General features: G+C 66.2%; 24 protein-coding genes and 1 pseudogene. 16 read left to right on the forward strand and 9 right to left on the reverse strand.

What is annotated here, in order from left to right; genetic code table 11:
* Positions 1-40 precede the first annotated feature (40 nt).
* The 3 genes and pseudogenes from QM714_RS17785 (at position 41) to QM714_RS17795 (ending at position 2415) form a co-directional block, all read left to right on the forward strand.
* The gene (locus QM714_RS17785; protein WP_415102670.1) at positions 41-706 is read left to right on the forward strand and encodes a hypothetical protein; all 666 of its coding nucleotides are present in this window, start codon (positions 41-43) and stop codon (positions 704-706) included.
* 485 nt (positions 707-1191) lie between these two features.
* Positions 1192-1362 (forward strand): annotated as a pseudogene (locus QM714_RS17790) (DUF255 domain-containing protein); the annotation flags it as partial.
* A 288-nt stretch (positions 1363-1650) separates the two neighbouring features.
* Positions 1651-2415 carry a helix-turn-helix transcriptional regulator gene (locus QM714_RS17795; protein WP_415102671.1) on the forward strand — a complete coding sequence of 255 codons (765 nt, stop codon included), beginning with the start codon at positions 1651-1653 and terminating at the stop codon, positions 2413-2415.
* 13 nt (positions 2416-2428) lie between these two features.
* On the opposite strand, the gene QM714_RS17800 is transcribed toward QM714_RS17795, so the two are convergent.
* The 5 genes from QM714_RS17800 to QM714_RS17820 all read right to left on the reverse strand — a co-directional run bounded on the left by QM714_RS17800 (position 2429) and on the right by QM714_RS17820 (position 3970).
* Positions 2429-2827, reverse strand: coding sequence for a PIN domain-containing protein (locus QM714_RS17800; RefSeq protein ID WP_415102672.1), 399 nt, complete (start codon positions 2825-2827; stop codon positions 2429-2431).
* Positions 2828-2830: 3 nt separating this feature from the next.
* Positions 2831-3025, reverse strand: a complete 195-nt coding sequence (locus QM714_RS17805) for a hypothetical protein (RefSeq protein ID WP_415102673.1) — start codon at positions 3023-3025, stop codon at positions 2831-2833.
* 56 nt (positions 3026-3081) lie between these two features.
* Positions 3082-3318, reverse strand: a complete 237-nt coding sequence (locus QM714_RS17810) for a hypothetical protein (RefSeq protein WP_415102674.1) — start codon at positions 3316-3318, stop codon at positions 3082-3084.
* A gap of 118 nt (positions 3319-3436) precedes the next feature.
* Entirely contained in the window at positions 3437-3718 is a 282-nt protein-coding gene (locus tag QM714_RS17815) for a hypothetical protein (RefSeq protein WP_415102675.1), read from the reverse strand.
* Between the two features lie 3 nt (positions 3719-3721).
* Positions 3722-3970, reverse strand: a complete 249-nt coding sequence (locus QM714_RS17820; RefSeq protein ID WP_415102676.1) for a helix-turn-helix domain-containing protein — start codon at positions 3968-3970, stop codon at positions 3722-3724.
* Between the two features lie 118 nt (positions 3971-4088).
* On the opposite strand from QM714_RS17820, the gene QM714_RS17825 reads away from it, so the two are divergent.
* Positions 4089-4751, forward strand: coding sequence for a helix-turn-helix domain-containing protein (locus QM714_RS17825; RefSeq protein ID WP_415102677.1), 663 nt, complete (start codon positions 4089-4091; stop codon positions 4749-4751).
* Here the strand turns inward: QM714_RS17825 and mobF are convergent.
* Positions 4748-7288 carry a MobF family relaxase gene (gene mobF, locus QM714_RS17830; RefSeq protein ID WP_415102678.1) on the reverse strand — a complete coding sequence of 847 codons (2541 nt, stop codon included), beginning with the start codon at positions 7286-7288 and terminating at the stop codon, positions 4748-4750. The genes QM714_RS17825 and mobF overlap by 4 nt on opposite strands.
* 326 nt (positions 7289-7614) lie before the next feature.
* Between mobF and QM714_RS17835 the strand changes: the two genes are divergently transcribed.
* From QM714_RS17835 to QM714_RS17875, 9 genes are all read left to right on the forward strand, one after another.
* Positions 7615-9747, forward strand: a complete 2133-nt coding sequence (locus tag QM714_RS17835) for a DUF262 domain-containing protein (RefSeq protein ID WP_415102679.1) — start codon at positions 7615-7617, stop codon at positions 9745-9747.
* Positions 9744-11306: a type I restriction-modification system subunit M gene (locus QM714_RS17840; protein WP_415102680.1), complete on the forward strand. Its 1563-nt coding sequence runs from the start codon at positions 9744-9746 to the stop codon at positions 11304-11306. The genes QM714_RS17835 and QM714_RS17840 overlap by 4 nt, the downstream gene beginning before the upstream one ends.
* Positions 11303-11980, forward strand: a complete 678-nt coding sequence (locus tag QM714_RS17845; RefSeq protein ID WP_415102681.1) for a restriction endonuclease subunit S — start codon at positions 11303-11305, stop codon at positions 11978-11980. The genes QM714_RS17840 and QM714_RS17845 overlap by 4 nt, the downstream gene beginning before the upstream one ends.
* Positions 11973-12560 carry a restriction endonuclease subunit S gene (locus QM714_RS17850; protein ID WP_415102682.1) on the forward strand — a complete coding sequence of 196 codons (588 nt, stop codon included), beginning with the start codon at positions 11973-11975 and terminating at the stop codon, positions 12558-12560. Before QM714_RS17845 ends, QM714_RS17850 begins: the two co-directional genes overlap by 8 nt.
* Positions 12557-13555, forward strand: coding sequence for a Fic family protein (locus tag QM714_RS17855; RefSeq protein WP_415102683.1), 999 nt, complete (start codon positions 12557-12559; stop codon positions 13553-13555). Before QM714_RS17850 ends, QM714_RS17855 begins: the two co-directional genes overlap by 4 nt.
* Positions 13552-16587 (forward strand): type I restriction endonuclease subunit R, encoded by a 3036-nt coding sequence (locus tag QM714_RS17860; RefSeq protein ID WP_415102684.1) that lies wholly within the window; start codon positions 13552-13554, stop codon positions 16585-16587. The genes QM714_RS17855 and QM714_RS17860 overlap by 4 nt, the downstream gene beginning before the upstream one ends.
* Positions 16588-16630: 43 nt before the next feature.
* Positions 16631-17872, forward strand: coding sequence for a hypothetical protein (locus tag QM714_RS17865; RefSeq protein WP_415102685.1), 1242 nt, complete (start codon positions 16631-16633; stop codon positions 17870-17872).
* Positions 17873-18005: 133 nt separating this feature from the next.
* Complete coding sequence (locus QM714_RS17870) at positions 18006-18422, forward strand: hypothetical protein (RefSeq protein WP_415102686.1); 417 nt, start codon at positions 18006-18008, stop codon at positions 18420-18422.
* A 34-nt stretch (positions 18423-18456) separates the two neighbouring features.
* The gene (locus QM714_RS17875; RefSeq protein ID WP_415102687.1) at positions 18457-19335 is read left to right on the forward strand and encodes a hypothetical protein; all 879 of its coding nucleotides are present in this window, start codon (positions 18457-18459) and stop codon (positions 19333-19335) included.
* A 53-nt stretch (positions 19336-19388) separates the two neighbouring features.
* On the opposite strand, the gene QM714_RS17880 is transcribed toward QM714_RS17875, so the two are convergent.
* Positions 19389-20795, reverse strand: coding sequence for a hypothetical protein (locus QM714_RS17880; RefSeq protein WP_415102688.1), 1407 nt, complete (start codon positions 20793-20795; stop codon positions 19389-19391).
* A 124-nt stretch (positions 20796-20919) separates the two neighbouring features.
* Between QM714_RS17880 and QM714_RS17885 the strand changes: the two genes are divergently transcribed.
* Positions 20920-22896 (forward strand): thioredoxin domain-containing protein, encoded by a 1977-nt coding sequence (locus QM714_RS17885; protein ID WP_415102689.1) that lies wholly within the window; start codon positions 20920-20922, stop codon positions 22894-22896.
* 119 nt (positions 22897-23015) lie between these two features.
* On the opposite strand, the gene trhA is transcribed toward QM714_RS17885, so the two are convergent.
* Both trhA and QM714_RS17895 read right to left on the reverse strand, forming a co-directional pair.
* A complete protein-coding gene (gene trhA, locus QM714_RS17890; RefSeq protein ID WP_415103057.1) occupies positions 23016-23726 on the reverse strand; it encodes a PAQR family membrane homeostasis protein TrhA in 711 nt (236 codons plus the stop codon).
* 5 nt (positions 23727-23731) lie between these two features.
* Positions 23732-24397 (reverse strand): TetR/AcrR family transcriptional regulator, encoded by a 666-nt coding sequence (locus tag QM714_RS17895; protein WP_415102690.1) that lies wholly within the window; start codon positions 24395-24397, stop codon positions 23732-23734.
* Between the two features lie 76 nt (positions 24398-24473).
* Between QM714_RS17895 and QM714_RS17900 the strand changes: the two genes are divergently transcribed.
* Both QM714_RS17900 and QM714_RS17905 read left to right on the forward strand, forming a co-directional pair.
* Positions 24474-25034 carry an FAD-dependent oxidoreductase gene (locus QM714_RS17900; RefSeq protein ID WP_415102691.1) on the forward strand — a complete coding sequence of 187 codons (561 nt, stop codon included), beginning with the start codon at positions 24474-24476 and terminating at the stop codon, positions 25032-25034.
* A gap of 35 nt (positions 25035-25069) precedes the next feature.
* Entirely contained in the window at positions 25070-25846 is a 777-nt protein-coding gene (locus tag QM714_RS17905) for an isoprenyl transferase (RefSeq protein WP_415102692.1), read from the forward strand.
* Positions 25847-25869: the final 23 nt, after the last annotated feature.

Here is a 25869-nt window from a genome sequence, read left to right on the forward strand (position 1 = left end):
GGTTCCGGTCCTTCTCCTTCGCGGCCAGTGACGCTCGGCGTTGGCGCTCTTCCTCTTGGGCGTTGACGACCTGTTGGAGGGACGCCTTCGCAGGCAGTCCGAGCAACTCCTTGACGCGGGGGAGGAGTTCGTCGTGCATCAGCGACTTGGGCAGCGGCACCTCGTGGAGGGTGTGGTTCTTCACCGGCCCACGAAAGCCTGCGGCACCGCGCGGGGTGATCCATGCGCCGTTGACGTGGATGTAGCCGTGCTCGAAGAAGACGTCGATCGCGCGGAGCGCGTTCTGTTCGCCGAGGCGCAGGCCGCCGAAGCCGGCGACGCGGATCTTGGTGCCGAACAGGGGGAGCCGGGTGAGCAGCGGGTCGGTGCCGTCGGGGCCGCAGAGTTGTTCGGCGGCGTCGGCCATCGCTCTCACCTGTCGTGTCTCGGGACGCAGGCGGGGGTCGACGTACTGCGCTGTCGCTCCGTGGAGGACGTTGGCCTTGCCGATCTCCAGGCCGTCGAGGGGGTCGATGCTGCGGTTGAGCCAGTCGAGCCTCCAGGCGAGCTTGCGCATCGCGGCGAGCTGTCCGCGCAGGTCCTCGCGGCCGCGCTGGGAGAAGATCGTCTTCGCTCCCTTCTCCATCACGAGACGGCTGTGCTCGACCCGCCATTTCGCGACGGGCACGCCGCCGATGGTGGGCAGGATGTGGGCGTTGAGTCGTGACTCGCGTCCCTCCATCGTGCCGGGGCTGCTTGCCGCGCTCGATGCTGTCCTTGAGGTACTCGTTGCCGAGCGTCTCGACGGTGCGGCTTGCGCGGACGTCGGCGCCGGCCGGGGTGTCCTTCTCGGTGTCGAGAGCTGCCTCGGCCTGGGCGAAGGTCTTGCGCGCTTCCTCCTCGGAGTTGGCCCGGCGTAGGACGCGCTTCCACGGCTCGCCCTCGCCGGTGGGGGCGCGGGACATCACTTGATGATTCGTGCCGCCGTCCTCCGACGCGTAGAGACGCAGCCGCCACGGGCGCGCACTTCCGCCGAGCGTGCGGGGCTTGCCCTGGGCCAGCGGGGCGGGCGTCAAGCACGGCGGCAACACGCTCCCTCCTAGGCTGGAGGAGGGGAGTCGCCGTTGGTTCCCCAGAACCTGCCTCGTGCATCACTCTCGTGCATCACCGGGGCGAGAGAAGATACATGTGCCGCCCGTCAGGAGTCAGAGAATGGCCAACCGTCTCGCCAACGCGACGAGCCCCTATCTCCTGCAGCACAAGGACAATCCTGTCGATTGGTGGGAGTGGGAGCCAGCGGCGTTCGAGGAGGCCAGGCGGCGCAACGTGCCGGTCCTGCTGAGCGTCGGCTACGCCGCCTGCCACTGGTGCCACGAAGTGGCCGCGTAGGCGACCATCGACGGGTTTCGACGAAACCGCAGGTCAGAGTGGGTACGGCGCGTCATCTCGGTTCACGCCGTATCGCCGCTGGACACCGTTTCCGGGGCTTCGTGTATCACTCTCGTGTATCACTTTGGCCTGCCGCTGGCGGCCAGTGGCACGGCTCGAAGCGGTCTCGCCGCACGTGTTCGGGTGACGTGTGAGGTCATCTAACAGGTCGTGGAGACGTGTTAGCTTTCGGCCGATTTCTTGACATGTTGCAGATTTGCAACGCCGCTTTAGACTGGTGTCATGGACCTTGCGGAGCGCATCTCGACCTTGCGCCGCGTGAACGGGCTCAGCGCCCGTCAGCTCGCGGCGCTGGTCGACGTCGCCCCGACCACCGTCACTCGAATCGAGGCCGGCCAGGTCAGCCCGTCGTTCGACTTGGCGCAGGAGATCCTGGCGGTCTTGGGGGAGCCGATCGGCTTCACTGGCGAAGCCGATGTCGCTGCGATCGCGGCCGCACGACTGGCGCTTGACCCGACGAGCGCCGACCTCGCGGCCGTGCCCGGGATCGACGTGTGGCGGCAGCGCTGGGCGCGGATCGGTCTTGTCGACAAGGTGGGTCGAGCGGTGGTCGGCAGGGAGGCAGAGCTGCTGCTCCGGGCGGGCCGCGCCGCTCGGCTCACTCGACGATCGGGCTCGGTCGACTTCGAGCCAGGGTCAGGCGCGCAAGAGGTGGCGGTCGCGCTGGGTCGCAAACATCTCGACTACGCGCTCACCGGCGACGCAGGCGCAAACGCCTACCTGTCCAGTGCGGGGGAGGCGTGGCCGGTGCTCTACGTCGAGGACGTCGTTCGCTCGGCGAGCGCTGCAAAGCTTGTCCGCAAGGAGCCGGGCTCCTTCGGCCTTCGCATCACCCTGATTCCGTTCGACGGCGTGAGCGAAGTCGGCCGGAAGAAGATCGACGGCATCACCGTCGCCTCGCGTGACCAAGTCGTCATTGACGCCTACGGCGGCGTCGACCGGATGCCCGAGCAAGCGGACTTGCTGCTTGGTCGGCGAGTCGCGTGACGGACTCCAACTTCTACGGCGTGATGATCTTGAGGCCCTCATGTTCGGCGAAGTCGCCGAAGTGTCCTGTGTTCAAGGTCGCCAACGGCACGTCTTGCACCAAGCAACACGCGGCGATCCACGAGTCGTTGACCGGCCGAGGCCGACCGCGATTCTCCGCGTAGGCCATGATCTCGCCCCACTTGCGGGCAATGTCGCGGCCACCGGTGATGAGCGGACCAGCGACCCATCGCTCGATCTCGGCCCTGCGTCGTGCGCCCAGGTCGCGTTGGACCACCCAGCGTTCGAGCTCGCCCGCGCTGACGAATGTCGTGATCAGTTGGTGGCCGACGAGCTTCGCGTTGAGGCTTGCTGGCAGGTTCTTCTTGACGAGTCCCGAGATGACGTCGGTGTCGAGGACGACGACAGCCATGCGTCAGACGAGTTCCTTGTCGCGCTCGGCTCGCACCCAAGCGACGAACTCCTGCTGCTCCTCGTCGCTGGCGAAGAAGCCCGGGATCGCGTACTCGTCACCGCCGGTGTAGGGCTTCACGCCTTTCACGAGCTCGGCGAGGTCTTGCTTGTCGCTGATCCACTCGGCGGGCAGGTCAGACTGCGGATTGAGAGTCATGGCTGCCTCCTGGGTCTACGTCGAACATTTCAAGTGTGCCATGCGGCGCGTGAGGATCAGGCGTTGCGGCGCGCCTCGTCGAGCAGGTCGGCAACCTCGGACGCGTCGATGTCTCCGAGCTCGGCCGAGCTCTCGGCGATGAACTGATTGCGACGATGGCGGAGTTCCTCAGGTGACACCGAGTTGGCGGCGTCGGTCTCGGCGATCTCCTCGGCCGCCGCGACGAAGTCGTCGCGAAACACCGGGTCTTCGAGGTCGCCGTGGAGGTCATCCCAGAACGCGCTGTTGCTCATGGCTCCGACTCCCTTCTTTGGTGACACAAGCGTTGCACGCGCCGGCGCGGAGCGCCCAGCAACTTTCGGCTGTCATCTTGGCGCGGGATTGTGCAAGCGGCACTTGCTCAAGGGGGCCTCACCCCGCCCGCCGTCGTCGCTTGGGCTGGGGGAGGAGGTCGGTGATCCCGACCTCCTCCCGTTCCGGCACGACGAGGGCTGCGAGTGCGGCCTCGGCCAGGGCGATGCGCTTCTCCTCCCAGTCGAGCAGTTGGTCGAGGCGCCACCGGTCGGGGTGGGTCATCAAGGGCGGCTGGATCAGAGTGCGGTCCTTGAGGTGCTGGTAGCCGCGCGTCTTGCCCCAGCCGTAGCGGGCGATCACCTCGCCCGCGCTCAGGAAGACGTGACGCGGGTCGTCCATCGCTCACACCCCCTTCGGCCGGCCGATGATCGGCTTGGCGGCGAGGCGCTGCTTGCGGATGAAGCCGCGGACGTCGCCGACGGTGGTGTAGAGCCGCTTGCCCATCGTGAAGAACTCCGGCCCCTTGCCCTGCTGGCGCCACCAGCGCAGCGTGTGCTCGGACGCCTTCAGGATCTCGGCGACCTCCTCCAGGGTCAGCAGCTCCTCGTCGTGGCGCTCGTGGAACGGGGTGTCGGTGGTGTGCCTGTGCATGGTTCCTCCAAGTTGGCGCGAACCCCGGTGGTTCGCTGCAACAGGTAGGTGTTCTCGGGGTCCCACTTTTCGAGGTCAATACGTTCAATCGGATATACAGCGGGTTTATCGTGGGCGGATGGACCGCTCCTACTTGATCGAATGGGCTCGCCGGTCGCGCGGCATGACCCAGGTCGAGCTGGCGGAGAAGGCGGGTACGTCGCAGGCGACGCTGTCGGCGTACGAGCGTGGTCTGAAGTCACCGTCGCTCAAGGTCGCTCAGCGGCTCCTCGAAGCCACCGGGCACGACATCAACCTGCGGGTGCACATCGACTGGGTCCAGCACCTCCACCCGGACGTGGTGCCGTTCTGGTCGCCGAGCATCCTGTGGGGCGTGGAGACACCGGCGTGCTTCGCACGGCTGACCATCAGGGACTCGCTGCGCGACGGCCAGAGACGCACGTTCCATCTGCTCAACCGCGAGGACCGCAAGCGCGCCTACGAGATTCTCATCCAGCGGCATCACCCTGACGAGATGATCCGCTGGATCGACGGCGCTCTGCTTATCGACGTCTGGGACGAGCTCAACCTGCCCGAGCCGATCCGCGAGGCATGGAAGCTGGCCGTGTTCATCGCGCGGGAGCCGTTCGACATCGACGCCGAGCGGTACGCGATGGAACAGATCGTGCCGGGCCAGACCTCGCAGGTCTGGAACCGTCAGACGAAGCGGCTTCGCCTGCCGAAACCCCCTCCACCGCGACGGTCGCGCTTCGACCCGCGCCCTCCGCCTGCCGAAGGTTAGAGACCGAGGCTGGGGCCGGACGACGGCGACGAGGCTGGCGGGCGGTAGGTGAAGTCGTCGTCGTTGCGCCGCGCCACTCGCCGCTGGGCGGGCCGCTTGGGTGCGTTGGGGCCGTAGCGCTCGATCGCCTCGGCTGCTGCTCCGCGTGCGTGGGTCGGACCGAGGTCCGCGCGGTCGCGGCCGAACACGGCAACCCACTGGCTGCGGGCATCCTCGACCGACTCAGCGACCATGTGGGCGACGTTCCGCTCGCGGCCGCGGGTCATGCCGACGTACGCCGACGCCGCGCCGGTGTGCTCGCCGACGACGACGTGGGAGACCGGCACGGTGGAGCCCTGTGCACCGTAGGCGGTGGTCGCGTAAGCCAGTTCGACGTGAGCACGCAAGTACTCCGGTGGCAGCACCCGCTTGCCCGCCTCGCCCTGGACGGTGAGCGTGCCGCCCTCGGCTGCGATGACGGTCCAGGTCTCGCGGTTGGCGACATCGGTGTCGTGGTCGTTGCGTCGGGTGGCGATGCGGTCGCCGACACCGATGCGTTCGCCCGAGGCGGTCACGACGGCGTCGGTGACCTCGCCGATGCTTGTGCGCACCTGATGCGTGAGGCCGTTGATCCTGGCGACCTGCTCGCGGGTGTCGGCGACGACGAGGTCGCCACGCATGGTGCGCACCGCGAGCTTCTGCTGCCGTTCGACGTCGCTGGCGTGGATCATGATCTCGCCACGACGCAGCAACTCGTCGAAGACCTCGCCCGGCTTCTCGCCACGGCGCATCTGCAACGACAGCTCGGCGTAGGCGGGGTCGGTGAAGCGGCGCACGGTGTCGAGCTGCGTCACCCGGTCGGGTGCGTAACGGACGGCGAGGTCGAGCACGCCGCCGCGTCCGACGGCGGGAAGTTGGTGTCGGTCGCCGACGAGCATCACGGTGGCGCGCATCTCGTCGGCCAGGTGCAGGAGCGCGCGGGCGGTGTCCTGGTCGAGCATGCCGGCCTCGTCGACCACCATGAGGTCGCCGGGGGAGAGCAATGCACCGCGCGAGGGCTGCGCCTCGACGCGGGTCCAGCGTCCGTCGGCGTCCCAGCGGAACCCGTGCTGGAACAGCAACCATGCGACCGAGTGCGCCCTGCCGACCTCGGCGGTCGCGACCTGTGCGGCTTTGCGCGTCGGTGTGACGACGAGCATCAGGTGGCCTCGGGCTTCGACCGCCTTCCGGGTTGCGGCCAGCCGGGTCGTCTTGCCCGCGCCCGCAGCTCCTTCGATGACGGTGAGGGTCTTGGCCTCGGCACGGGCGGTGATGCGGTCGACGATCTCGTGCTCGACGGCGAGCACGTCGGTCGCCGTCAGGTTGCGGACGTGCTCGGGCACATCGGAGCGACCCAGCAACGGCCGCGACGCCGCAACCACCATCGCAGTCAGATCCTCGGCCAGCTCACGGCGCACGGCGCCGTCGACGGCTGCGCCCGTGGATGCCAGCAGCCGCTCGACCTCACCACGGGCGTCGGCGGCGTTCCAGGCCGAGCGTCGCGCACCGAGCCGGACCATTGCGAGCTCGACCAGCCCGTTGCGGTCCAGCGACCCCGGGCGCAACGCGGGCACCACGGGCGCAACCAGGGGCGCGCGGTATCCGAGCTCGTGCAACTCCTCGACCCACCGCGCTTGCAACGCGGCACCGCTGGTCGGCACCACCTTGTCGGGGCGGGCGTCGGCCCACGCGCGACGGTCCCATGCCTGTTGCAACGCCGGCCCGGGCTCCTCACCTGGGTGGTCGGCACGCCACTGGGCTTCGTAGGTGTCGATGTTCGTCTCGATCTGCCGAGCACGGGCGCTGAACGCCCCGGCATACGGTGCCAGCTCAGCGACCTCCCCGGTCTCGGCATCCAGCGTGAGCCCGTGTGCAGCCAGCGCGGCCCGGAACGCCGGGTGGGTCATCACGGCCGCCTGGCCGATGCCGTTGATCGCCTCCAGGCTGTCGCGGACCCCGACGGTGTGCAGACCCCGCCATGCGCCTTGCGCGAACACCCGGGCGTTGATCTGGAGGTGCAGATGCCGATGCGGGTCACCGGCCCGGGAGGTGAAGTGGCGTACGACGGCCGCCTCGATCTGCTCGACAGGCACCTGCACCTGCCGCCCACGCGGCCCGACGCGGGTGGTGGCGTGGGAGGCGAGCCAACTGGCGACCTCCTCGGCCGCCGCCATCTGCGCGGCGTCGTACGCCTCGGCGATCTCGGGGTGCAACGCCGCCGCGAGCGACCATGTCTTCGGCCCGTTCACAGTGATCTCGACGAAGCGCACTGCCTGGTCGTCCTTACGCAACCGGCCCTTGGTAGCACCGGCCTCGACGTCGAATCCACCCACCCACCTCTCGTACGTCTCGCCGTCCATGTCGGCGCGCTGGCCAAGAGAGTCGGGAGTGGCGACGATCCGCATGGCGACCCCGGTGCCCTCGGCAAGGTAGTAGTCGTCAGCCCGCGAACGGTCAGCCTCGACGTAGTGCCGAGCCGCCGCTGCTGCGCCCCGGTAGACCTTCATGCCACCGTGCATCGAAATCACCTCCGTCCACAACCGTCGACAACCACGAACCCGCAGTTCAGACCCACTTTCACGCGCATGGGGTTACCTACTTTCGTAGCATGCGTGCCGGGCCTTGAGGGGGTTGAGAAGGCCGATCGGAAGGGCGGATTCGGGAGCCGTCAGTGACCGTTGACGGATGTCGACGACGGCGGGTCCTCCAGAGGATCGCGGTGGCCGATCTTGTCGAGCACGGCGTCGACGGCCCGAGTCTCGAACTCCTGCTTGCAGCAGCCAGCGACGCGCTCAGCTCGTAGTCGCGGGGGTTTCTCCGACTTTTGTCGGAGGTACACGGCAGGATGGGCCACGTGGAGACCTTCAAGCGGACGCCGCTGCAGTTGTTCAACCTGCCGCAGCACTTCGTCATCCCGCTGTTCCAGCGCCCGTACGTCTGGAAGGAGGACGAGCAGTGGGAGCCGTTGTGGAAGGACATCCGCCGGATCGCCGAGCTGCGAATCGCGGAGCCTCATCTGGCGGCCACGCACTTCCTGGGTGCGGTTGTCATCCAGTCCCACGAGGCTCAGAGCAAACGCCTGACGACGTGGAACGTCATCGACGGCCAACAGCGTCTGACCACGTTGCAGATCCTTGCCGACGCAACGTGCGCATTGTTGGCCGAGTCCGGTCAAACACGGCTGGCCGGTCAGCTCGAGCGCCTCACGCACAACGACGAGATCTACGTCGAGGAAGGCGACAGTCGGCTCAAGGTCCGTCATCTCAATAAGGACAAGCCGGCCTTCGATGAGGTGATGTCGGCCGAACCGCCTGTCGACCATGCCGACCTCACCCATGCGGACTCGCAGATCGTTGCCGCGCACGCCTACTTTTCCACGGTGGTCGAGCAATGGCTTGGTTCACCGGAGTCAGGCGACTACGTCAGCAAGGCGAAGGAGCTCACCGATGTCCTGCTCGACGGACTTCAACTGGTCTCGATCGAGCTGGAGGCATCGGAGAACTCCCAGGAGATCTTCGAGACCCTCAACGCCCGCGGCACGCCGCTGACGGCGGCCGACCTGGTGCGCAACTTCGTGTTCCAACGCCTTGAGGCAGAAGGTGGCGACACGACCAAGGCCTACCGTGAGGACTGGCCCTTCGAGACGAAGTTCTGGATGAAGGAAGTCAGTGTCGGACGTAACTTCGTCAGTCGCAGCTCGCTGTTCCTCAACCAGTGGCTCGTCGCTTGTACGGGCGAAGAGGTCAGCCCGCAGGCGACCTTCAATCGGTTCAAGTCGTACGTCGAACTGGAGTCCGGTCACAAGATGGCCGACCTGCTGCCCGTCATCAAAAGCCAGGCCGAGCAGTACGAAGCGTGGACCGAGGCGGCTGCCAGGCCCGGTGGGAGTCTCAACGCCGCCGAGATGGCGGTCTACCGCATGCAGGCCGGAGGCGTCGAAGTTCTGAAGCCGTTACTGATCTGGCTCCACGAACCGGGCCGGGATCTTGCGCCCGACTCGATCGACAAGATCATCCGAGCTGCCGAGAGCTGGGTTGTGCGGCGTCAGCTCCTCCGCCTGTCGGGTAGCGATCTAGGCCGCATCGTGGCCGACGTGATCGCGGCCAACTTAAGCGCGCCGTCAACCGATCTGGCTGAGCGGATCACCGGACATCTCGCACGTCTCAACGTGACCAGCACCTACTGGCCGGGTGACGAAGAGCTCCGCAGGACGCTGACCACCGAGGCTGCCTACTCCCGGTTCCCCCGCGGTCGCTTGCGCATGGTCCTGGAGGCGATCGAGGACAGCTACCGCGCCGAGACCGGACAGCCTCAGATCGAGCGGAAGGGCTACCCCATCGAGCACCTCCTGCCACGGAGCTGGAAGGACACCTGGCCAGTCGGCACCCCTGAGGAAGCGGAGGCTCGACAAGCAAGGGTTCACCGACTCGGCAACCTGACGCTCCTGACCAAGTCGCTGAACTCCAAGGTGTCGAACGGACCGTGGACGTCGAAGCGTGGCGCATTGCAGGACCACAACACGATCACCCTCACCGGCCGCGTCATCAAGCGGACCGAAGGCGAGACATGGGCTGAGCCCCTCATCGATGAGCGGACGACGGAACTGATCGACAGGCTGCTCAGCGTATGGCCGGTCCCCGAGGGCCACCACGGCAAGGTCGTCGACCCGCAGACCAAGGCCGGCGACTGGGTCGAGCTCAAGCACCTCATCGAGGCAGGACTGCTTGCCGCTGGGGACAAGCTCGTTGCGACTCACCGTGACTTCAAGGGCACTGAAGCAGTCTTGACCGCTGATGGCGCCATCGAGTTGGGCGGGAAGCGCTTCACGTCCCCGTCGGCCGCTGGACACTCGTTGCGGAAGAGAGCCACCAACGGCTGGTACTTCTGGGCGGTGGCGGACGGCCGAAGGTTGCGGGACGTCCGCACCGAGTTCCAGAACTCCATGCCTGCGGACGAGCAATTGGAGTTCGACGCGTGAGCGCCTCCAAGGAAGCGCAGCGCGCGGAGCTCCACAAGACGATCTGGCGGATCGCCAACGACCTGCGCGGCAGCGTCGACGGCTGGGACTTCAAGTCCTACGTGCTTGGAATGCTGTTCTACCGCTTCATCTCCGAGAACCTGACCGCCTACCTCAACGAGGCCGAGCGCAAGGCCGGCAATCCCGACTTCGACTACCGCTACCTCGCAGGCGCCGACGCGGAGTTCGGGCGCGAGGAGACCGTCAAGGAGAAGGGCTTCTACGTCCTTCCCCAAGACCTCTTCGCCAACGTCCGCGAGAAGGCGCGCCACGACGCTGACCTCAACGAGACGCTGGCGCGAGTGTTCAAGAACATCGAGGGCAGCGCGGTCGGCTCGGACTCTGAGGACGACATCAAGGGATTGTTTGACGACCTCGACGTCAACAGCAGCAAACTCGGGCCGACGGTGGCCAAGCGCAACGAAAAGCTGGTCAAGCTGCTCGACGCGATCGGGGACCTGCCGCTTGGTTACGCGAACAACACGATCGACGCGTTCGGGGACGCCTACGAGTTCCTGATGGGCATGTACGCCTCCAGCGCCGGCAAGTCCGGCGGCGAGTACTACACGCCGCAGGAGGTCTCCGAGCTGCTCGCTCGGATCACGGTCGTCGGCAAGACCGAGGTCAACAAGGTCTACGACCCCGCCTGCGGGTCAGGCTCACTGCTCTTGAAGTTCGACAAGGTGCTCGGCCACGAGAACGTGCGTCAGGGCTACTTCGGCCAAGAGATCAACCTGACCACCTTCAACCTGTGTCGAATCAACATGTTCCTGCACGACATCAACTACGAGAAGTTCGACATCGCCCACGGCGACACCCTCATAGACCCGGCCCACTGGGACGACGAGCCGTTCGAGGCGATCGTGTCCAACCCGCCCTACTCCATCAGGTGGGAGGGCGACGCGAACCCGCTGCTCATCAACGACCCGCGCTACGCCCCGGCGGGCGTGCTGGCGCCGAAGTCGAAGGCGGACCTTGCCTTCACGATGCACATCCTGAGCTGGCTCGCGGTCAACGGGACAGCCGCGATCGTCGAGTTCCCCGGTGTGCTCTACCGAGGCGGAGCCGAGGCCAAGATCCGCAAGTACTTGGTCGACAACAACTTCGTCGACACCGTCATCCAACTCCCGCAGGACCTGTTCTTCGGCACGACGATCGCGACCTGCATCATCGTGCTCAAGAAGTCCAAGACCGACAACCACGTCCTCTTCATCGACGGCTCGGCGCTCTTCACGCGGCAGGGCAACAAGAACAAGCTCACCGTTGCGCACCAGCAGACGATCCTCGATGCCTTCACCAACCGCGAGGACATCGCTCACTTCGCCACCCTGGTCGACCACGCGACCGTCGCCGACAACGGCTACAACATCGCGGTCAGCTCGTACGTCGAAGCGGAGGACACCCGCGAGGCAACCGACATCAAGGCGCTCAATGCTGAGATCGCCCGCGTTGTCGAGCGTCAGTCAGCGCTCCGCACCGAGATCGACGCCATCGTCGCTGACCTGGAGGGGGAGTCGTGAGTCGCATCGACGACCTCATCGCGGAGCACTGCCCCGACGGGGTTCCGTTTGAGGCACTTCGCAACATCGGGACCTGGTATGGCGGAGGAACGCCCTCGAAGGGTCGCGCTGACTATTGGCAGGACGGCATCATCCCGTGGCTTTCGCCGAAGGACATGATCCGCGGCACGCTCTCCGGGACGGAGGACCGCATTGCTGCGGCGGCTCTCGAATCGTCTGCGGTCAAGTTGGTGCCGGCCGGCTCGGTGGCCTTCGTTGTCCGATCCAACATCCTTCGTCGCCGTCTCCCGGTGGCGTTGGTGCCGTTCGCTACGACGCTGAATCAGGACATGCGTGCCCTTGTGCCGCGCGAGGACATACTTCTCGACTACGTGGCCCAAGTCTGCCGGGCCAGGGCGGGGGCGATTCTGTCGTCAGCTGGCCGAACGGATGGCTCGATGGCTGCCATCGGTGGCCCCGCGCTGCTGGAATTCAAGATTCCTGTGCCCCCGCCGGCGGTTCAGCAGGCGATCGCCGAAATGCTCGGTAAAATGGAGATGCTGCAAGCCGAGCTTGAGGCCGAGTTTGAGGCCGAGCTTGAGTTGCGCTCTCGCCAGTATGCGTTTTATCGCGACTCGCTCCTGACATTCGCCGAAGCCCCCCCCCCAATCGGTCCGGTGGGTTCCGATGGGTGAGCTTGGCCAGTTCATTCGCGGAAGGCGATTCACAAAGGCCGACTACGCAGATGAAGGCGTTCCGTGCATCCACTACGGCGAGATCTATACGCACTACGGAACGGCAGCTGACGAGGTCATCTCCTACCTCCGTCCTGAGATCGGTGCTGGGCTCCGCTACGCCGAACCGGGGGATGTAGTGCTTGTCGATGTCGGCGAGACAGTTGAGGACGTAGCCAAGGCAGTCGCCTGGCTGGGCGTCGAGCCGGTTGCGATTCACGACCACAGCTATGCCTTCCGGCATGACCTCAACCCGTCGTATGTCTCCTACGTGATGCAGACCGATTGGTTCACACGCCAGAAGGTGAAGTACGTGGCCCGGACCAAGGTCAACACCTTGCTCCTGGAGGGCTTCTCCAAGATTGCGATTCCGGTCCCGGACCGAGGTGAGCAGGACCGCATCGTCGCGATCCTCGACAAGTTCGACGCCCTCGTGAACGACCTCTCGGCTGGCCTCCCGGCGGAGATCGCTGCGCGAAGGCGGCAGTACGAGTTCTACCGCGACCGGCTGCTCACCTTCCCTGAGAAGGCGGCGGCGTGATCCCCGACTTCTACAGCCGCAGGCCGGACTGGCCGGGGCGGATCGAGCAGATCGTCGAACTGCTCGGCCGAATCAGTGCGGTCGAGGAGCTGTCGGGTCGCGTGCCGGAGCTGCGTCGCACGAACCGGATCAACTCGGTGCACTCCTCGACCGCGATCGAGGGCAATGAGTTGACGCTGGCTCAGGTCGAGGACGTCGCGAACGGGGAGCCGGTGTTCGCGCCGCCTCGCGAGGTGAAGGAGGTCGAGAACGCGCTCGCCGCCTACGACGCGCTCGGGGATCTCGACCCGTGGAGCGTCGACGACTTCCTGCGCGCCCACGGTCTGCTGACCGTCGGGCTGCAACCGGAGGCGGGCGTATTCCGCACGGTAGATGTGGAGATCGTCCATCCAGACGGGACGGTGCTGCACACCGGCTCACGGGTGGCGAAGGTGCCGCGGTTGGTCACCGAGCTTATGGAGTGGGGTAGTGCTTCCGCTGATCACCCACTGATCGTCTCCAGCGCAGCCCACTTCCTGATCGAGCACATTCACCCGTTCCGTGACGGGAACGGCCGGATCGGCCGGCTGTGGCAGACGCTGATCCTGAGCCGGTGGCGTCCGGTGTTCGCCTGGATGCCGACCGAGACGCTGATCCGTCAGGAGCAGGAGGGTTACTACCAGGCCCTCCAGGCGTCCCGGGAGCCGGAGATCGATGCGGCTGTCTTCATCGACTACATGCTCGGCGTCATCACGGAGTCGCTCGCCTCCTACGAGGCGCGCGCGAAGGCTGACGTCGCCAATGTCGGAGTAAATGTCGGGGCAAATGTCGGAGTAACCGACTCGATCCTCCTTCTCCTGCGCGGTGAGCCGACCCTGAGCGCCGCCGCGATCGCAGATCGTCTCGGCAAGACCTCACGCACCGTCGAACGGCACCTCGCAGATCTCAAGGCCGAGGGCCGGGTGCGCCGCGTTGGATCGGCTAAGGCCGGATGGTGGGTGGTGGTCGAGTCATGAGTGCGCCCGACCCGACGTACCGCTACGAGCCGATCTCGGTCTCTGACGAGAGCACGGTTGTCGCCGAGTTCGTGCCTGAGGAGACTCCGGCGACGGGCTACCAGTCGGAGGCCGAAATGGAGGCGGCCTTCGTTGCGCAACTCCAGGGCCAGGCGTATGAGTACCTGCCGATCAGAGGCGAGGCCGACCTGATCGCGAACCTCCGCGCCCAACTGGAGGCTCTCAACCGGGTCGAGTTCTCCGAAGCCGAGTGGAAGCAGATGTTCGACAAGATCTCCGGTGCGAACGAGGGGATTGTCGAGAAGACCGCTCGTATCCAGACCGACCACGTCCAGGTCCTTAAGCGCGACGACGGCACGAGCAAGAACATCTACCTGCTCGACAAGACCAACATCCACAACAACCGACTCCAGGTCATCAACCAGTACGAGGTGCCGGGCGTCCGTGCGAACCGATACGACGTCACGGTGCTCGTCAACGGCCTGCCGATGGTCCACATCGAGCTCAAGCGGCGCGGGGTCGACATCCGCGAGGCGTTCAACCAGATCAACCGCTACCAGCGCGACTCGTTCTGGGCCGGATCCGGGCTGTTCGAGTACGTCCAGTTGTTCGTGATCTCCAACGGCACGCTGACGAAGTACTACTCCAACACCACTCGCGACTCCCACCTTGCCGAGCAGGCCGGAGGCAAGCGTGGTCGACGAAAGACATCCAACAGCTTCGAGTTCACGAGCTGGTGGGCGGATGCCAACAACCGTGCGATCACCGATCTGGTCGGGTTTACCAAGACCTTCTTCGCCAAGCACACGCTGCTCAACATCTTGACGAAGTACTGCGTCTTCGACGTCGACCAGAAACTGCTGGTGATGCGGCCCTACCAGATCGTCGCCGCCGAGCGAATCCTGTTGCGCATCCTGACCTCAACCAACGCCAAGCAGCTCGGCACTGCGGCGGCTGGCGGCTACGTCTGGCACACGACGGGCTCGGGCAAGACGCTCACTTCCTTCAAGGCGGCGCAGCTCGCCTCGAAGATGGAGGGCGTCGACAAGGTGCTGTTCGTGGTCGACCGCAAGGACCTCGACTACCAAACCCAGCGGGAGTACGACCGCTTCGAAAAGGGCGCGGTCGACGGGACCAACAACACTGCCCATCTGGCGAGGAGGCTTGAAGACCCGGGGTCACGAATCATCGTCACCACGATCCAGAAGCTTGCTCGATTCATCGGCCATAGCCGCGGACATGAGATCTTCAACGGCCACGTCGTGGTCATCTTCGATGAGTGCCACCGCAGCCAGTTCGGAGACATGCACGAGGCGGTGGAGAAGGCGTTCAAGCGCTATCACTTGTTCGGCTTCACGGGCACTCCGATCTTCGCCGAGAACGCCGGTACCGCTGGCAGCCCACGTTTGCGAACCACCGAGCAGGCCTTCGGTGAGCGGCTGCACACCTACACGATCGTGGATGCGATCAACGACAAGAACGTGCTGCCGTTCCGGATCGACTACGTCAACACCGTCAAGCTGCCCGATCATCTGCCGACCGCGCAGGTAGCGGCGATCGACACGGAGAAGGCACTGCTCTCGCCCGAGCGGATGGGCAATGTCGTCACCTACGCCCTCGACCACTTCGACCAGAAGACCAAGCGCAACTCGACGTACGTGTTGAAGGACAAGCGGGTCAGCGGGTTCAACTCGATGTTCGCGGCTGCATCCATCGACGCAGCCAAGCGCTACTACACGCTGTTCGAGATGGAGCAGCGCAAGCGCGAGGAGCTCGACCCGGCGTACCAGCGGTTGAAGATCGGCATCATCTACTCCTACGCCGCCAACGAGGCCGAGGCTGACGGTCTGCTCGACGAGGAGGGCTTCGACACCGGAGCGCTGGACGAGAGCTCGCGCGACTTCCTGGAAGACGCGATCCAAGACTTCAACGACATGTTCGGCACATCATGGGACACCAGCGCCGACGGCTTTCAGTCCTACTACAAGGACCTGTCGGGACGGCTGAAGAACCGCGAGCTCGACATGGCGATCGTGGTCAACATGTTCCTCACCGGCTTCGACGCGACAACGCTCAACACCTTGTGGGTCGACAAGAACCTCCGCGCCCACGGGCTGATCCAGGCGTACTCACGCACCAACCGGATTCTGAACTCGGTGAAGACCTACGGCAACATCGTGTCCTTCCGGGATCTAGAGGACGCGACCAACGACGCGCTCGCTCTGTTCGGCAACAAGGACGCCCGCGGCATCGTCCTGCTCAAGCCGTACGCGGAGTACTACGCCGAGTACGAGCGCATCGTCACCGAACTCAAGTCGCTCTACCCGCTCGGCGTGGATATCGTGGGGGAGTCGGCGAAGAAGGAGTTCATCGCGCTGTTCGGCGGGGTGCTGCGCCTGCGCAACATCCTCACGGCCTTCGACGACTTCACCGGCAACGAGCTGCTCACCGAGCGAGAGTTCCAGGACTACCGCTCGATCTACCTCAACCTCTACGCGGAGTTCCGGCAGGTCGACGATGCCGAGAAGGAGTCGATCAACGACGATGTCGTCTTCGAGATCGAGTTGGTCAAGCAGGTCGAGGTCAACGTCGACTACATCCTCTTGCTCATCGAGCAGTGGCGCGAAGCGCGAGGCAACGGCTCCGGCGTCGAGATGGAAGCCGTCACCAACATCACCCGCGCCATCGACTCCAGCCCGTCGTTGCGCAACAAGAGCGACCTCATCATGGCCTTCGTCGACTCCGTCAACGTCACCGGCGATACCCGTGAGGACTGGCGCATCTTCGTAGAGGCGAGGCGAGCCGAGGAGTTGGAGGCGATCATCTCCGAGGAGAACCTCAAGCCCGAGGAGACCCGCGCGTTCGTCGAGAGCGCCTTCCGCGACGGTGCGGTCCCAACTGGAGGAACGGCCATCACGCGCATCCTCCCGCCCGTCTCCCGGTTCTCACCGGGTGCCGGCCACGCCGCCAAGAAGCAGACGGTCATCGAGAAGCTGCTCACGTTCTTCGATCGCTACTTCGGGCTGGTGTGACGATGCAGCTCCAGCCAAAGGTCCGATCAGAGAGTCCGGCCGCATGAAGTGGCGCGATGTCCTGTTCCTGGTGTGCACGCTCATCATCAGCGTGGCGCTGCTCGCCGTGGCGCACTACGAGGGCGACCCTGGCTGGGTCCGCCAACACCTGCCCGCCACCGCCGGAGGCGACGGAATCCTCTGGCAGGTGCAAACGACCTTCCTGTCGGTGGGATTCGCGGGGCTCGCCATTGCCGCCCAACTGTTTGCTGAAGCGCCGCTCGCCATCGGTGCCTCACGGGACCGAGTGTTGGAGTACATCAAGGCAGGCTGGTTCGTGGGCGTGGGCCTCGTCGCCAACGCAGTGATAGCTATCGAAACGATCTGGCTCCCAAGTGGCTTCGGGACACTCGGTGTAGCCATCCTCTGGTTCACGCCTACCGTCTTCATGCTCGTCGTGTCGACGACCAAGTTGATGCAACTGTTCGGACACCCGTCGCGTCTTGACGAGGTCGTGCGCGTGTCGCTGGTCGACACTCTGTCTACTCGGCTTAGCGCGGTGTCGCGCCGGTACGCAGACGCGAGGAGGCAACTGGAAGGTCTCGTGGTCGCCGATTGGTCAGCGGGGCTTCCAAAGGCATCGTCAGCGACCGTACGAGTGCCCGTCTCCGAGGCGGGCCGCGTCATCAAGACGATACGGGCCAAGATCGTCCAGCAGGCCATTGACTCACTCGGCTTACGTGCGACCGAGGGAAGCCCGACAAGCAGCGATCCCGCCGAGGTGTATGAGCCGCCTCGGGTCTCGATTGACGTAGAGCCGGGCGACCGAACGCGGCTGGGTGAGACGGCTTTCCGCGTTGTCACGTCCAAACCGCTCGATGAAGCGACGACTGTCCGAGTTGTGCGGCTTCTCCAATCCAGCATTGAACTCGAGCCAACTGGATCGGTGACACCCGACGAGGAAACTGATCGCGAGATCGCCAACCTGAAGGACGCAATCGGCACCAATCTGCGATCGGGGGCCCTCGCCACCGCCGAACGAGCCTTGGAGCTTCCTCGGTCACGTCGTCCGCGGCGTTTGGATGGCCGAGCCTGCGAGTCTGGACTCCTCTCGGCGGGCATCGTTCACTCGCCGGGACTGGTTGTTCCGCAGCATCGGCGAGGTCGAACAGGATGCGCTGCTGTCACCCCGTATTGCTGGCATGTTCGTCAGCGCAGCGATGACACGTGCGTTGGAAGCCCCCAGAACCGGCTTGGCCGAGTACGTCGACGAATGCCTCAGGAGCTTCACCCGGCTGTGGTTTGACGTTCTTCGGCACGGCGGCCCTGAGTTCGACTCCGTGCCATCACGGATCACAACGTGTGTCCAGAACCTGGCCGCCTACTCCTATTCTGCCTCAGTCGAGCGTGAGGACTTTCAGGCTCGAGGAACCTGGGCGATGGTCGAACTGGTCAAGTTGGCCCTGGACGCCAAGAAGCCTGACGCGGCCAAGCTGGCTGCGCAGGAGTTGAACGGCCTGTTTGAGTTCGACCGGGAAGGGTCGGGCCGTTCTCACGTCCGAGGCGGCCAACTGGTTCTCGCCGGATGGTTGGACTACCTCGCCGACAAGAAGGACGAGCGCGATCCTGATGACTCGGATCTGCGCGCGGTGGTAACACCGCGAGGCACGTGGGCCGAAATCCTTGCGGCGCGCAGCTTGGCAGAGCGAGGAGCTGCACCATTCAGCCGATGGGACTGGTGGGAGATGCGGACAACGACATCGAGCCGCGCGCAGACTCTTCAGCTTCTCCGGCTACATCGATCGTGCCCAGTTGGCGGCGCTCGCCGCGTCACGCGGTCCATTGCCTCCGGCTGACGACCAAGAGACCGCGTCAGAGTACAAGCGGTTCTTGCGCCTTCTCGAAGGTGGCGGCACCGACTTGACCGCGAGGGAAACGAGCCTCAAACAGAGGTTCTCCGAGGAGATCGCCAAGTGGGACGCCGCGGAGGACGGGCGTCTGGCACGGGAACCTGTGTCCGCAGAACGCGTCGAGGAACTGCGAGTTGGTCTCCGTGAGACGTTGCGTGAGCGACCGCAGCTTGCTGCCGAGATTCAGGTTGTTGAAGACGTTCCGGTGGCTGCTGACGCGTCTCGCCCCATCCTTGGGATGAACTTCCGAGTTCCACGGCACTACGTCGTCGACAAGGTGTTCAACCAGACCTATGCCGATCCGAAAGAACTTGGTCGAATCATCGCCCAGGGATTCGCAGAGGGCGAGGAGCACAAGATCGTCAAAGAGCTCCGGTCGCTGCGAGACGATGTGCTTGAACCGACAGCGTCGACGATCCTCCGTGAGATTGAGGGCCTAGGAGACAACGCAGGACACTACGTCCTCGTAACACCGTACGGCGGACTTGACGAACTTGAGGTTTGGTACTCGATCGAGTTTAGGGAAGCTCTTGATCGTGTTACCCACATTGAGACAGGCGTGCTCGACGCCGAGGCGATTCTCTTTGACCGGCGCACTTCCCTGATGTCCTGCAGGATGCCTGAGGGCAAGGAAGGCCTCTCTCCCGTCGACGGCACCTCCATCGCCTTGGGTGTGTTCGAGGACGTTCAGGGCGAAGATGAGCCACAGGTGCGCATCGAGACTGGCGAGTACTTTGTTGTTTGGCCGGGCGAAGATCCCCGCGTGCTCCGCTTCGGCATCGAAGAGGTGCAGCAGGAGACAGACTCGATCGACGGCGGTTCCGGCGACACCGCCGAAGGCGAGACGGCCCAAGGGTGATTGAGCGGGACTGTGGTTACAGAAGCTTGGATTCTCACTTGGATTGGACGGCACTACAACTCGGCCAGCTTGCTGACCGAGTCCCGTAGGGCATCCTCGCCAGCTCGGACGTAGTGGTTGAGCACGGTCGTGAGCTTGTCGCCGAGGTACTGGGCGACGACCTCCCAGGGCTCGCCGAGCTCGTCGTGGAACCATTTGGTCGCGGCGTGGTGGCGCAGGTTGCGGTAGACGATCGTCTTGGGCCAGGCGTTGTCTGGGTCGTTGTCCTCGACCCAGGCGCGGATGCGGTGCCAGCGTTCGTTGTGGGCCTCGGGCTTCACGGGGAGGCCGGTCTCGGTGTCGACGAAGAGCCAGAACTCGTCCTCGGGTGCAACCGGGTAGTTCCACCATGCGAGGTTCCGGTCCTTCTCCTTCGCGGCCAGTGATGCACGCCGCTGGCGCTCCTCCTCTTGGGCGTTGACGACTTGCTGGAGAGACGCCTTCCCGGGTAGGTCTAGCAGCTCCTTGACGCGGGGGAGGAGTTCGCCGACCAGGAGCGACTTGGGCAGCGGCACCTCGTGGAGGGTGTGGTTCTTCACCGGGCCACGGAATCCGGCAGCGCCGCGCGGTGTGATCCAGGCGCCGTTGACGTGGACGTAGCCGTGTTCGAAGAAGACGTCGATCGCGCGCAGCGCGTTCTGCTCGCCGAGGCGCAGGCCGCCGAAGCCGGCGACACGGATTTTCGTGCCGAACAGGGGGAGCCGGGTCAGCAGCGGGTCGGTTCCGCCCGGGCCACAGAGCTTGTCGGCGGCGTCGGCCATCGCCTTCACCTGTCGCGTCTCCGGCCGCAGACGGGGGTCGACGTACTGCGCCGTGGCTCCGTGCAGGACGTTGGCCCGGCCGATCTCCAAGCCGTCGAGCGGGTCGATCGATTGGTCGAGCCAGTCGAGCCTCCAGGCGAGCTTGCGCATCGCGGCGAGCTGACCACGTAGGTCCTCGCGGCCGCGCTGGGAGAAGATCGTCTTCGCTCCCTTCTCCATGACGAGTCGACTGTGCTCGACCCGCCATTTCGCGACGGGCACGCCGCCGATGGTGGGCAGGATGTGGGCGTTGAGGCGCGACTCGCGCTGCTCCATCGTGCGGGGCTGCTTGCCTCGCCGTGTGCTCTCCGAGAGGTACTCCCGGCCGAGCATCTCGATCGTTCGACTCGCACGAACGTCGGCGCCGGCCGGTGTCTCCCTCTCGGTGTCGAGGGCTGCCTCTGCCTGGGCGAAGATCTTGCGCGCCTCCTCCTCGGAGTTCGCCCGACGCAGGACGCGCTTCCACGGCTCGCCCTCGCCAGCTGGGGCGCGGAACATCACCTGGTACTTCGTGCCGCCGTCCTCCGGCGCATAGAGCCGCACCCGCCACGGGCGCGCACTGCCGCCGAGCGTGCGGGGCTTGCCTTGGGCCAGCAGGGTGGGCTTCTTGCGAGTGGCCATCGGCGTCCCTCCTAGGCTGGATGAGTGGGAGTCGCGCCCGACTCTCCGAAATCTGCTTCGTGTATCACTCTCGTGTATCACTTGGCTCAAAATGATACACGTGCCACTCGTCAGGAGTCAGAGAATGGCCAACCGTCTCGCCAACGCGACAAGCCCGTATCTGCTCCAACACGCCGAGAATCCAGTGGATTGGTGGGAGTGGGGACCCGACGCCTTCGAGGAAGCGAAGCGTCGTGATACACCAATCCTGCTGTCGGTCGGCTACGCTGCATGTCACTGGTGTCATGTGATGGCCCACGAGTCGTTCGAGGACCCGGGGACGGCGGCGTACCTCGACGAGCACTTCGTCTCGATCAAGGTCGACCGGGAGGAGCGGCCCGACATCGATACGGTCTACATGCTGGCGACGCAGACGATGACCGGCCAGGGCGGGTGGCCGATGACGTGCGTGCTCGACCATGACGGCAGTCCGTTCTTCGCGGGCACCTACTTCCCTGACAAACCGCGGCACGGACAGCCGGCCTTCCGGCAGGTCCTGGCCGCGATCGTGGAGGCCTGGCGGGAGCGCGGGGACGAGGTCAGCCGGGCAGCGGCCAGCGTGCGGGCGCATCTGCAGCGGCAAGGGGCGCTGGGCGGCGAGCAGCCGCTCGATGACGCGGCGTTGAACCGGGCGGTCGACCGGCTCGCACCGCAGTACGACGCCGCACACGGTGGCTTCGGGGGTGCGCCGAAGTTCCCGCCCTCGATGGTGTTGGAGTTCCTCCGGCTCCGCGGCGGCGAAGTGGCCCGACAGATGGTCGACGGCACCCTGGAGGCGATGGCCCGCGGCGGGATCTACGACCAGCTCGGCGGTGGCTTCGCTCGCTACTCGGTGGACGAAGCCTGGGTGGTTCCGCACTTCGAGAAGATGCTCTACGACAACGCGCAGCTGGTCGGTCTCTATGCGCGCTGGGGTGGCCCACTCGGTGACCGGATCGCCCGCGAGTCGGCCGACTTCCTGCTCCGTGAGCTGCGCACGCCGCAGGCCGGCTTCGCCTCTGCCCTCGACGCGGACTCCGAGGGGGAGGAGGGCCGCTTCTATGTGTGGACGCCCGGACAGCTGCGCGACGTGCTCGGCGAGGAGGATGGCGCCTGGGCGGCCGACGTCCTCCAGGTGACGCCGCGGGGGACGTTCGAGCACGGTGCGTCCACCCTGCAGCTGCCCGCCGACCCGGTCGATGCCCACGACGCGGCCCGGCTGGACGCCATACGAGCGCGGTTGTTCGAGGCCCGCGCCGACCGAGTGCGGCCGGCACGGGACGACAAGGTCGTCGCGGCATGGAACGGGCTGGCCATCTCCGGTCTGGTCGAGGCGGGACTGTTGCTCGGCGAGCAGGAGTACGTCGACGCTGCCGCCGCGACAGCCGAGCTCTTGCGCGAGATCCATCTCCGCGGCGACCGGCTGCTGCGGGTCTCCCGGGACGGAGTGGCCGGGCCGCATGCCGGCGTGCTCGAGGACTACGGCTGTGTCGCCGCGGGCTTTCTGGCCCTCTGCGGTGCTACCGCGGACCCCGCCTGGCTGGAGCTCGCCGGCACGCTCCTCGACACGGCATTGGCTCACTTCCGCGCCGAGGACGGCGGCTTCTACGACACCGCGGACGACGCCGAGCAGCTGGTCACGCGACCGCGCGACCCCGGCGACAACGCCTCCCCGGCTGGGTTGTCGGCGACCGTCCATGCGTTGACGACCTATGCCGCTCTGACCGGCTCGACCCGGCATCGCGAGGCCGCCGAGGAGGCGCTGGCGTCCATCACCGGCCTCGCCGAGCAGGCGCCGCGGTTCGCTGGCTGGAGCTTGGCCGCGGCCGCCGTCCAGGCCCTCGGGCCCGAGGAGATCGCCGTCGTCGGACCGCCGGAAGCCGATCGAGATGCCCTGGCTGAGGTTGCCAGGCGCCGCCCCGGGGCGGTCGTCGCGGTCGCCGACGGCCCGGTGTCGGGCATCCCGCTTCTCGACGGCCGGCATGCCGTCGACGGTCGCCCTGCCGCCTATGTCTGCCGCCACCAGGTCTGCGCTGCCCCCGTCACCGACCCGGCCGCCCTCGAGCCGGGTGGGACGTCGTAGGACCTGGTCGCGGTAGCGACCGGAGAGGATGACGTTCTCGGCACACCCCGTGGGACGTCATACGCCCTGGTCGCTCAAGCGACCGCTCGCTACGACGTCCGCCCAGCTCGCCCCGCGCGTCAGCGCAGGGAGTACGTCGCGAGCGAGACGCCGACGTAGTGGGTCACGAAGGCCACGATGGTGAGGGTGTGGAAGACCTCGTGGAAGCCGAACCACCGCGGCCAGGGATTGGGCCGCCGGAAGCCGTAGACGATCCCACCCAAGGTGTAGAGGGCGCCGCCGACGGCGAGAAGCACCAGCACGGCGGTGCCGATCCCCACCCCGAGATTGCGCGCGCCAGAGACGAACGCCGGCGTGTAGAAGACCGCAGCCCAGCCGAGGGCGAGGTAGATGGCCGTGGTCAGCCAGCGCGGCGCCGACACCCAGAAGATCCGGAACAGCCCGCCGAGCGCGGCGCCGATCCACACCACGCTCAGCATCACCACGCGGTCGCGCCCCTCCAGCAGCAGCAAGGAGAAGGGGGTGTAGGAGCCCGCGATCAACACGAAGATGTTGGCGTGGTCGAAGCGCTTCAAGAACTCATGGGCCCGAGGAGACCAGCGGCCCCGGTGGTAGACCGCCGAGACGGTGAACAGCAGCAGAGCCGACAGGGCGTAGACCGCTGAGCCGACCCGCGTCGGCGCCGTCGGTGACAGCGCCACGAGCACGATTCCAGCGGCCAAGGTCAACGGAGCCGTGGCAGCGTGTAGCCACCCGCGCAGCCGGGGCTTCACCTCGGCCAGGACATCGTCGAGGTGCCCCTGCAGCTCGTCGATCCGGGCCCGGATCATGTCGTTCACCCTGACGAGAGTACGACGTCAGTGGCGGGTCCGGCGAAGAACGTGGCAAGCACCACGTCCTCGACCCAATCGGCGAACTCCTCGTCGGTCCATCCAGACCGGAGGACGAGGCGGTCGAAGGCCATCGGGTCCATCAGCGTGGTGGTCACCTGTGCCGCGCGCTCCACGGTCCAGCCCTCGCGCAAGCCACCGAGCCTCGCCAGACTGCCGACGAACGAGGTGGCGCCGCCGAGCAGGTTCTGTTCGGAGATCTCGTTGAGCGCCGCGATCTCGGGGTCGGACCTGGCCGCGGACACCATCACCGGATGCAGGGGCGCGAGTCGTCGGGTGATCGGGACCACGAAGCGGGTCCACGCGTGGACCAGGCGAGCCGGATCCGTCTCGGCGAGCATGGCGGCCACCTCGGGCCGCTCGACCATCGGGACTGGTTCGTCGTCACCGACCAGCGCCCAGTCCCAGGCCACCTTGAGCAGTTCCGCCTTGCCTCCGACCGACGTGAACACGGTCTTGCGGCTGACCCGGGCGCGCTCGGCGACGGCGTCGATCGTGGTCCCGGCATACCCCCGCTCGACGAACAGCTCGTGGGCGGCCTCCACCAGGGACCGTCGGGTCGCGCGGGCTTGCTCGGCGCGCAGCTCGGAGTGATAGGGACGAGAAGGCAATTGACACCCTCCAATTTTGAGCTACTATCAATGTAACGAACACACTTTAAGTGTATCGAACCAGTGGGTGAGTGCGATGGACATCGTCGTGATCGGATCAGGACCAGCCGGACTGCTGACCGGTGCCGCCCTCGCCCAACGCGGCCACCCGGTCGTCAGCGTCGATCGCGACCCGGGACCCGCCGCCGACGGCAGCTGGGTCCGGCGCGGAGTGATGCAGTTCGAGCACGCCCACGGCTTCCGACCCCAGGTCGGCGACGTGCTCGCGAAGCGGTGGCCCGCCGGGCTCGAGGCCTGGCTGGAGACCGGCGCCGAGCCGGTCGAGATCACCCTGCCGGACGGCACGACGGTCCCGATCGGGCACCGGTCCCTGCGGTCGACCTTCGAGCGCGCTCTTCGTGCGGCCGCCCTCCGCACTCCTGGGCTCGAGTTGCGGGTGGGCCACATCGATGCGCTACTCACCACCCGCATCGACGAGATCGCGGCCCCGTTCTACATGATGACCGCGCTCCCCGCCTGTCTGGAGCCCGCGGAGCCGCTGGCCCGCGCGGCCTACGACTCGGGCTGGCGACCGCCGTACGCCGCCGGCCCCGGCCGCGACGACCTGGTCGAGATGCTGGCCGCTGTCGCAGTCTGACGACGCGGACGGCGAGTGCCGACTACCATCAAGGTGTGGCCAGTTGGAAGGACGCCGTGCGCCGGGTGCTCTACCCGGCCTACGAAGCCCGAGTGGTCCGGCACCTCCCGAACGAGCGGATCCCCCATCACGTCGGCGTGATGCTCGACGGCAACCGGAGATGGGCCAAGGCGGTCGGCGCCGACACCGCACACGGCTATCGCGCGGGCGCCGACAACATCGAGCCGCTGCTGGGCTGGTGCGAAGAGGTCGGCGTCAAGGTGGTCACCCTCTGGCTGTTGTCGACCGACAACCTCAACCGGCCGAGCGAACAGCTCACCGGGCTGCTCTCGGTCATCGAGAACGCGGTGGACTCCCTCGCCGCGGCGCACCGCTGGCGCCTCAACCCCGTCGGCGCGTTGGACCTGCTCCCGGCAACCACCTCGGAACGGCTCAAGGCAGCAGCCGACGCCACCCGCGACATCGACGGGCTGCTGGTCAACATCGCGGTCGGGTACGGCGGTCGCCGCGAGATCGCCGATGCCGTCCGGTCGCTGCTCCTCGAGCAGGCCGCCGAGGGCCGCTCCCTTGAGCAGGTCGCCGAGACCATCTCTGCCGAGGACATCTCCGAGCACCTCTACACCAAGGGCCAGCCCGACCCCGACCTGGTCATCCGCACCTCCGGCGAGCAGCGCCTCGGCGGCTTCCTGCTCTGGCAGAGCGCGCACAGCGAGTTCTACTTCTGCGAGGCGCTATGGCCCGACTTCCGCCGGGTCGACTTCCTGCGTGCCATCCGGGCGTACGCCGAGCGTGAGCGTCGATTCGGCGCCTGACCACGCTGCCTCTCCCGTTCCTC

The sequence above is a fragment of the Nocardioides sp. genome, assembly GCF_047602075.1.
GTDB lineage: Bacteria > Actinomycetota > Actinomycetes > Propionibacteriales > Nocardioidaceae > Nocardioides.